Source organism: Hymenobacter sp. (assembly GCF_031398885.1).
Lineage (GTDB): Bacteria > Bacteroidota > Bacteroidia > Cytophagales > Hymenobacteraceae > Hymenobacter.
This window is the reverse complement of record NZ_JANNOD010000076.1, coordinates 1-8,724: the sequence shown is the minus strand read 5'-3', so window position 1 is coordinate 8,724 and position 8,724 is coordinate 1. Positions and strand designations below refer to the sequence as shown.

The window sequence follows — 8,724 nt, the reverse complement described above, 5'->3', positions numbered from 1 at the left end:
CTGGCCGTGGGGGCGCCGGATGCCGGTGCCCGACACCACGATGCTGCTGGCGCGGCCGTGGTAGGCAACGGGCAGGTGGCGCCAGTTGGGCAGCAGGGCGTGGGCCGGGTCGCGGAACATGGTGCCCACGTTGGTGGCGTGCTCGATGCTGCTGTAGAAGTCGGTGTAGTTGTTCGGCTTCACGGGGCGCAGCATCCGCACCTCGGTTTGCCGCAGCAGGCAGTCGCGCACGGCGTCCTCGCTGTCCCGCAGGCGCGGCTCGTCGTGGCGCAGCAGCTCGCTCACGCGCTGGCGCACGGCCCGCCACGCCGGTCGGCCGAGGCGCAAAAAGGCGTTGAGCGAGCGGCGGCGAAACACCTTGGGCTGGGCGGCCCCGAGCTCGGTCAGGTCCTCAAAAAAGCCGCGCTGGCTGGCCGCGTACAGGTCCAGCACGTAGCCGCCGATGGCCACGGCCAGGCGTGGGCCGCGGGCCTCGGTGGTGAACACGCCAAAGGGCAGGTTCTGGATGGGAAAGTCGTGGCCGGGCGGAATGTCAATCCAGGAGCGGAGGGTGGGCGAGTTGGGCGAAATGGCCATAAACGAAAGGTGGGGTAAGGGCGCAAAAGTAGGGCCGGGGCCTGCCTCGCCCGGGCGGGGGGCCGCGCCGGCTAGCGCAGCGGGGCCGTGGTGAGGGGCGTAACGGGCGTTTGGCGAGGAATGCGGCCCTGCACCTGGGGCATCGACACGTTGGGCAGGCGCGGCAGCACGTAGCGGGCAAACAGGTCGGCCTCGTCGAGTAGCGGGTAACCGGAGAAAATGAAGGCGCGAAAACCCATGTCCAGGTAGCGGTTGAGCTTCTCCACAATCTGGTCGGGGTTGCCCACCAGGGCCCCGCCGGCCCCGGAGCGGGCCTTGCCGATGTCGGTCCAGAGCAGCGGCTCCACGAAGCCTTCCATGTCGGCGTGCTCGCGCAGCTGGTTCTGGCGGTGCACGCCCAAAGACCACGAATCCTGCGCCCGGCTCTTGATTTCGGCCCCTTTCACGGGGTCAAACTTCGACATGAGCTTCTTGGCGTAGCCGCGAGCCTCGTCCTCGGTTTCGCGCACAATCACGTGGATGCGCAGGCCGAAATCAATCCGGCGGCCGTGCTTGGCCGCCCGCGCGCTCATATCCCGCATGGTTTCGTAGAGCATTTCCTCGGTTTCAGGCCACATCAGGAACAGGTCGCAGTACTGCGCGCACACGGCGCGGGCCCCTTCCGAAGTACCGCCGAAGTAGAGCAGCGGGCCGCCGTTTTGCTGATAAGGCTTGGCCGGGTCGGCGGGCAGGTCGAACTGGTACAAACTGCCCCGGTGCACGATGCGCTCCTGGGTCCAGGCCTGGCGCAGGATTTCGATGGTTTCGGCGCAGCGCTGGTAGCGCAGCTCGGGGGCTTCGCGCAGGCCGGGCAGGTCGGAGTTGATGATGTTGACGGTGAGCCGGCCTTCGAGCATGTGGTCGAGCGAGGCCAGGGCGCGGGCCAGCATGGGCGGGTGAATCTCGCCGGTGCGGATGGCGGTGAGCAGGCTGATGCGCGAGGTTTGGGGCGCCATGCCGGCCGCAAACGTCAGCACGTCCTGCCCCACGGTGTAGGAGGTGGGCAGCAGAATGTTGGCGTAGCCCAGCCGCTCGGCGGTCAGCACGATGTCGCGGCAGTGCGCCCAGGAGCTGCGGTAGGCGCCGTCGAGCACGCTCAGGTACTGGGTGTCGCCGCCGCAGAGGTCGTCAAACCAGGAGATTTCGGCCACGCGCTGCGGCGTGCGAATGGCTACGGAGACAATGGGAGAGGGGAGCGGCATAAATTAAAAAGGTGCTTGAAATGCAGTTTGGACCCGCATCAACATGATGTAGAGACGCGTATTCGCGTCTCAGCGGGGAACAGTGACGGGCTGGTTGATTTGCCAACGGCGCAGACACCGAGACGCGAATACGCGTCTCTACGGCCAATGTATTCAGGTATGCTTAGCACCCCGTCGATTAGTGAGGAAATAAAGCCCCAGGCCCGCGGCTGCGGCCAGGCCCACGTCGCGCGCCTCGTTGGCGGCGCTGTTGGAGAGCAGCCACAGGCACAGCGCCACGCATACCACTGCCACCCCCGCCCCGCCCCACATCCGGAACGGGGCCGGCTGGGCCGGATAGCGCCGCCGCAAGACCGGCAGGGCGGCGCAGGTCAGCGCGAAATACCCCAGCCGAATAATGGTGCTCAGGGTGAGGGCGTAGATGAACGTGCCCGAAATAGCCAGCACCAGCTTCAGCCCCGCCGACACAAACAGCGCCACGTGCGGCGTGCGGAAGCGCGGGTGCAAAGCCCCGAACACCGCCGGAATCTGGCCCTGCTCGGCCAGGGCAAACAGCAGGCGGGGGCCCGTCAGCATCAGGGCGTTGAGCGTGCCCAGGGCGGTGAGCATGGCCGCGCCGGCGATGAAGGCCCCCCCCGCGGGCCCCATGAACTGCTGGCTGGCGCTGGCTAGGGGCCGCGGCGAGGTGGCCAGCCCCGGCAGCGTGCCGATGCACACCACCTGCACCAGCAAAAACAGCACCGCCACCGTGGCAATGGCCACGAACAAGGCAAACGGCACGTTGCGCTGGGGCTGCTCGATTTCGCCCGCCGGAATGGCGGCCACGTCAAAGCCCGAGAAGGTAAAAATGAGCAGCAGCACGGCCCCGGAAAAGCCGGCGTACGTGGGCGGCACGGCAAAGGAAAACGCCTGCCAGTCCACGAAGAACAAGCCCACCGCCGTGAACAGCCCCAGCGCCAGCAGCTTGCTGACGGTGAACAGGTTATTGACCCGCGAAGCCGTGCGCACGCCCGCCAGATTGATGAGCGTGAGCGCAGCAATGAGCCCCGCCATGAGGGTGGCCCGGCCCACGCCCGCGCCAGCCGTGGGCCAGAAAAACGCCGCGTAGTCCACAAACAGATTGCAGAGCGCGGCGAAGCTGGCCAGGCGCGAAATCCAGAGCATCCAGCCCACCTCAAACCCCACGAGCGGCCCAAACGTCTGCCGGGCGTAGAGGTAGGGCCCGCCGGTGCCGTTGAAGCGGCTGCTGACTTCGGCGAAGCACAGGATGATGAGCGCCACGATGGCCGCGCTCACCACGTAGGCCACCAGGCTGTAGGCCCCCACCAGCGCGTAGATTTTGGACGGCAGCCCCAGAATGCCGGCCCCGATGGTGATGTTGACGATGAGGGCCACAAAGTCCCAGCGGCGGATGCCGCGCACGAGGTCGGGCCGGGAAAGGGCTACTGGAGTAGGGGGCATGCGAAACGAGAAGCAACGGAAAAGGCGTGGCGCGGACTGCCCCAACGCGGGGTCAGGCAGTGGCGGGGCCCCAACAACAGGGGCGTTTTCCGGTCAGCTTTTCGGGTAACATGCGGGGCGGGACTAGGGGTCAGGAACGAAAATTTTCGCCCAGCGGAGCGGCAGAATGGCCACCTGGTGACCGGGCAAATATAGGCAAGGGTGCCCGCGGAGCAAGTTTTCGGGGCGTGGGCCGGCACGGCTGCCAGCGGGCAGGACCAGCCGCTCGAAAATAAATTTTGTGTTACCCCTTGGGCTTTCAAAAATTTGCTGCTTTACATTTACCCCGCAATTCCTTCCAACCAAAGGGTTGTTTTTATACAGAGGCGCGGAGAGACAGGCTCGACGAAACGCCGGCAACCACCGGGGCTAACCCCCCGAAACGGTGCCAATTCCTGGACATATAAAAACAAAAGCCATGGACTTTTCGCGTCCCCTCCCCGTTTTCTCGACCACCCCGTACGCCGTACAGCATGGGTGTTGTTGCCTGTCGAGCACGGCCGCCTGTATGCGGCGGGCCGGCCGGGGTTGTTGAGCTGAACCAGCTGTTTCATTTTCCTGCCGGCCGTAAGGGCCGCCGCGGCTAGGTCCTGGCCCGGCGCCGCGGGCGCTTTGGCGTCTGCGGGGGCTTGTTGCCAGCCTCGTGGCGCCTCTTCCTAACGGGAACGCGCGGGCCTACCATCCATTTTCTGGGCAATGCTGCGGCTTCGGGCCGGGCGTCGTGGTGCACACACGGCCGCCCACCCGAGCCGCGCACGGCCGCAACTGCCAGCCTCCTGGTGCACCGGGGGAAGCACGAATGCGGCTTATGAGCCCAGTTTTTCCACCTCCGGGTCCGCTTGCGTCCTGCCGTTGCGCGGTCGGCCAGCCCGGCCCCTCCACCCCCAATTCTTGTTGTCATGAACACCCGTACGCTCCGGCGGTCGCTCTTTCTCCTGCTGTGGGGAGGGGCCACCGCCACCACTTACGCCCAGACCGACCCCGCACCCGAAGTGCGCGGCACCGTTTCCGATGCCACCAGCCATGCGCCTTTGCCGGGCGTGACGGTGCTGGCCAAGGGCAGCACCGTGGGCACTACCACCGACGCCAGCGGCCAATTTTCGCTGTCGGCAGCGCCCGGCAGCACCCTCGTATTCAGCTACGTGGGCTACGCGGCGAAGGAAGTGCCGGCCGCGGCCGGCCCGCTCACCGTTGACCTTGCGCCCGACCAGCAGGAACTCTCGGAAGTGGTGGTGACCGGCTACAGCGAGCAAAATCGCAAGACCCTGACCAGCGCCATCAGCTCGGTGAAAGGGGATGAATTGAAGAACATTCCGGCCGCCAGCCCCGACCAGCTGCTGCAGGGCAAGGCGCCCGGCGTGCAGGTGTCGGCCAACTCCGGGGTGCCGGGCGGCGGCATCTTCATCCGCATCCGGGGCAGCAACTCGGTAAACGCCAGCAACGACCCGCTCTACGTGGTGGACGGCGTGTTCATCAACAACACCAACCTGGTTGCCACGGGCCTGGGCAACCAGGTGCCGAGCAACCCGCTGGCCGACTTGAACCCGTCGGATATCGAAAGCATCGAAATCCTGAAGGACGCCAACGCCACGGCCATTTACGGCTCGCGCGGGGCCAACGGCGTGGTGCTTATTACCACCAAGCGCGGCAAGGCGGGCGACAAAACGCGCATCACCTTCAATACGTACCACGCGTTGTCGGAGGCCCCCAAGCAGTTCAATCTGGCCAGCGGGCCCGAGCTGGCGGCGCTGGAAAATGAGCGGTTTTTGAACGACGGGGGCAACCCGACGCTGCTGCCGTTCCGTTCGGCAGCTGCGGGCGGGCGCGGCCTGCCGGAGGAGCAAGCCACTTACGACCGGCTCGGTGACGTGTTCCGCACGGCCCGGACGCAGAGCTACGAGCTGTCGGCGGCCGGCGGCTCGGCCAAAACCCAGTTCTACATCGGCGCGGGCTATTTCCAGCAGGAGTCAATTGCCCGGCCCAGTGCGTTTGACCGATTCAGCCTGCGCGTCAACCTCGACAACTCGGTGACGGACAAGCTGCGCATCGGCACGAGCACCGCCTTGAGCCGCACGCAGCGAAACGTGAGCAGCAACGACAACAACCCGGTGGGCGTCATCAACTCGGCTCTGTTCACGCGCGCCAACCTGCCGGTGTATAACCCGGACGGGACCTACGCCAAGTACGGCTCGTTTGATAACGCCCTGGCGCTCATCAACAACCTGAACAACGACGCGGTGGGCACCCGCGTCATCTCGAACGTGTACGGCACCTACCAGTTCGGCAAGAACCTGACCTTGCGCAGCAGTTGGAGCATCGACTTCAACGACATGTACGAGAACAACTTCAACAACACGCTGATTCTGGCCGGGCAGCCGCGCGGCACGGCTTCGTCGTTTCTCTCGCGGGACATCACCCTGCTCAACGAGCAAACGCTGAACTACAGCGTGAATTTCGGGGAGAACCATTCGGTGCAGGCGCTGGTGGGCAATACTTTGCAGCGCAATACCTTCCAGCGGACCAGTTTGGCGGGCCAGCAGTTTCCTGGGAATGACCTGACCACCATTGCCTCGGCCGCCACCCAAACGGGCAGCTCATCGCGCTCGCAGGCCGGGCTGGTGTCGTTTTTCGGCAAGGCCACCTACAGCTTCAAGGAGCGCTACACGGCCGACGTGAGCGTGCGGGCCGATGCTTCGTCGCGGTTCGGGGCCAACAACAAATGGGGTTACTTCCCAGCCGTGGGCCTGGGCTGGCGGCTGGGCGAGGAAAACTTCGTGAAAGACCTCGGCATCTTTCAGGAGCTGAAGCTGAGGGCCAGTCTGGGGCGAACTGGTAACCAGTCGTTTGTGGCGAACACCAGTCAGGTCGGCATCAACGACTTTATTTCGCTGGGCCTGGTGCAAGGCGGCGCCAACTACCTCGACCTGCCCGGCACGGCCCCGCTGCAGCTCGCCAACCCCGACCTGAGCTGGGAATCGACCCGGCAGTGGAACGTGGGTTTGGACGCGGCCGTGCTGAAAAACCGCCTGGTGCTGGAGCTGAACTACTACGATAAGTACACCTCGGGCCTGCTGCTGAACGTGCCGGTGCCGCGCAAAACCGGCTTCTCCTCGCTGGTCGAGAACTTCGGCGCGGTGAGCAACAAGGGTTTCGAAGTCCAAGCCACGGCCAACTGGCTGCCCAAAGGCGCCGTGCAGTGGAGCACCACGGTCAACGTGGCCCGCAACGTGAACAAGATTGAGACGCTGGCCGCGCCCATCACCACGGGCTCGCGCGACATTTTCCGGCTCGAAGAAGGCGCCCCGCTCTACTCGTTCTGGCTGTACCGGCAGACCCGCGTGAACCCCGAAAACGGCGACGCCGAGTACGAGGACGTGAACGGCGACGGCCAGTTGACCGTGGCCGACCGCCAGCTGGTGGGCAACGCCTGGCCCGACTACTTCGGCGGCGTCACCAACTCGGTGAGCTACAAAGGGCTGGATTTTGGCTTCACGCTCAACTTCGAGCAGGGCGCAAAAATCATGAACATGAACCGCTTTTTCCTCGTGCACGGCGGCACCCAGAGCAACATCGGCTACCTGAGCGAGCAGCTGGAGCGCTGGCAGCAGCCGGGCGACGTGACCGACATCCCGCGCCTGACCACCAACGCCAGTAGCAACAACTACGGCGGCGTGGTGCAAAACCTCAGCGACCGGTACCTGGAAGACGGCTCGTTCCTGCGCCTGCGCACCCTCACGCTGGGCTACACCGTGCCCGCGGCCGCGGTGGCCAAGGCCCGCCTGAACTCGCTGCGCGTGTACGTGCAGGCGGCCAACCTCTTCACCATCACGCCTTACTCCGGCCTCGACCCGGAAGTGAACTCGCAGAGCGGCGTGAGCAACACCAAAAACTTCGACTGGGCCACGGTGCCCCAGCCCCGCACGTTCCAGGTGGGCCTCACGGTCGGACTTTAAGCCATTTATTCAGATGAAAAAGACCTTATTTCGCCTCCTTTTGGCCGGGCAAGTCGCCACCGCGGCGCTCGGCCTCAGCGCCTGCAACGACCTGCTGGAGCCTACGCCGGTGCAGCAGCTGCCCGACGACCAGGCCATCACCGACGCCGGCAGCGCCCGCGCCGCCACCATCGGCGTCTACGACCGGGTGCAGGCCTACTACCAGCTCAACTGGCCGGTGCTGGGCTTTTTGCCCGGCGAGAACGTGCGCTTCAACGGCACGCTGAACCAGTTCCTGCAAATCGACCAGAACCAGCTCAGCGCCGACAACGTGCTCATTACCGAAGCCTGGACCCAGATGTACCAGGCCGTGAACGCGGCCAACAACGTGCTGGCCGCCCTGCCCGGCATCAACGACCCGCTGCTGCCCGCGGCCGAGAAAAACCAGCTGCTGGGGGAGGCTTATTTCCTGCGGGCCCTCGTGTATTTCGACCTCGGCCGCGGCTGGGGCGGGGTGCCGCTGGTGCTCGCGCCCACCCGCAGCAAGGAAAACGGCCGGGGCCTGGGCCGCAGCACCCAGGCCGAAACCTACGACCAGGTACTGGCCGACCTCACCCAGGCCGAAACCCTGCTGCCCGAAGCCGCCACCCGCAACCGCGCCGTGAAAGCCGCCGCCCGCGCCCTGCGCGCCCGCCTGCACCTCTACCGCCAGCAGTGGGCCGACGCCGAAGCCTACGCCACGCAGGTCATCGCCAGCAGCAACTACCGCCTGGTGACGCCCTACCGGTCGTTTTCCACGGCCCCGTTCCTGAGCCAGGAGTCGGTGTTCGAGCTGACGTTTAGCAACTCCGACGCCAACACCATGTGGAACAACTGGTTCCCGAGCGCGCTGGGCGGACAGTTCAACTTCCAGCCCGTGCCGGCGGCCATTGCCCTGCTGAACGACCCGGCGGTGGGCGGCAGCCGCGCGGCGCTGCTGGCCAGCACGGTCATCGCCGGTGCGCCCGTCACGTATGGCAACCTCTACAGCCGCTCGGCCCAGCGCGACGACCCGAGCTACGTGCTCCGCCTAGCCGAGCAACACCTCATCCGGGCCGAAGCCCGCGCCCGCCAGGCCAATCTCCCCGACGCCCTTGCTGACCTGAACGCCGTGCGCACCCGCGCTGGCGTGGGCGCCACCAGCGCCACCACCGCCGACCAGCTGCTGCTGGCCCTCGAGAACGAGCGCCGGGTGGAGTTTGCCTTCGAGGCCGACCGCTGGTTCGACCTTGTGCGCACGAGCCGGGCTGACGACGTGCTGGGCGTCACGGACCAGCGCCGCTGGTTGTTTCCCATTCCATTTAATGACCTAGTAGCAGACCCGGATTTGGTGCAGAACCCGGGGTACTGAGGTGAGCGTGAAACCTCACCCCCGGCCCCTCTCCCGCGGAGAGGGGAGCCTGTTCCGAATCGTTGAACGCACCCCTCTCCGCGGG

The 8,724-nt window shown here is 65.8% G+C and carries 4 protein-coding genes, 1 pseudogene and 1 riboswitch; of the genes and pseudogenes, 2 read left to right on the top strand and 3 right to left on the bottom strand.

Features of this window, described 5'->3' with window-relative positions; genetic code table 11:
• From RMO51_RS15250 to RMO51_RS15240, 3 genes and pseudogenes are all read right to left on the bottom strand, one after another.
• Nucleotides 1-576: pseudogene (locus RMO51_RS15250) on the bottom strand (fumarylacetoacetase); the annotation flags it as partial.
• Between the two features lie 71 nt (nt 577-647).
• On the bottom strand, nt 648-1,817 hold the full coding sequence (locus tag RMO51_RS15245) for an LLM class flavin-dependent oxidoreductase (protein WP_310396004.1): 1,170 nt from the start codon (nt 1,815-1,817) through the stop codon (nt 648-650).
• 153 nt (nt 1,818-1,970) lie between these two features.
• Nucleotides 1,971-3,278 carry an amino acid permease gene (locus RMO51_RS15240; protein WP_310396003.1) on the bottom strand — a complete coding sequence of 436 codons (1,308 nt, stop codon included), beginning with the start codon at nt 3,276-3,278 and terminating at the stop codon, nt 1,971-1,973.
• 352 nt (nt 3,279-3,630) lie between these two features.
• A riboswitch (SAM riboswitch) is annotated at nt 3,631-3,727 on the top strand.
• A 489-nt stretch (nt 3,728-4,216) separates the two neighbouring features.
• Here RMO51_RS15240 and RMO51_RS15235 point away from each other — a divergent pair.
• The gene (locus RMO51_RS15235) at nt 4,217-7,270 is read left to right on the top strand and encodes a TonB-dependent receptor (protein WP_310396001.1); all 3,054 of its coding nucleotides are present in this window, start codon (nt 4,217-4,219) and stop codon (nt 7,268-7,270) included.
• A 13-nt stretch (nt 7,271-7,283) separates the two neighbouring features.
• Entirely contained in the window at nt 7,284-8,639 is a 1,356-nt protein-coding gene (locus RMO51_RS15230; protein WP_310395999.1) for a RagB/SusD family nutrient uptake outer membrane protein, read from the top strand.
• The last annotated feature ends 85 nt before the right edge of the window (nt 8,640-8,724 follow it).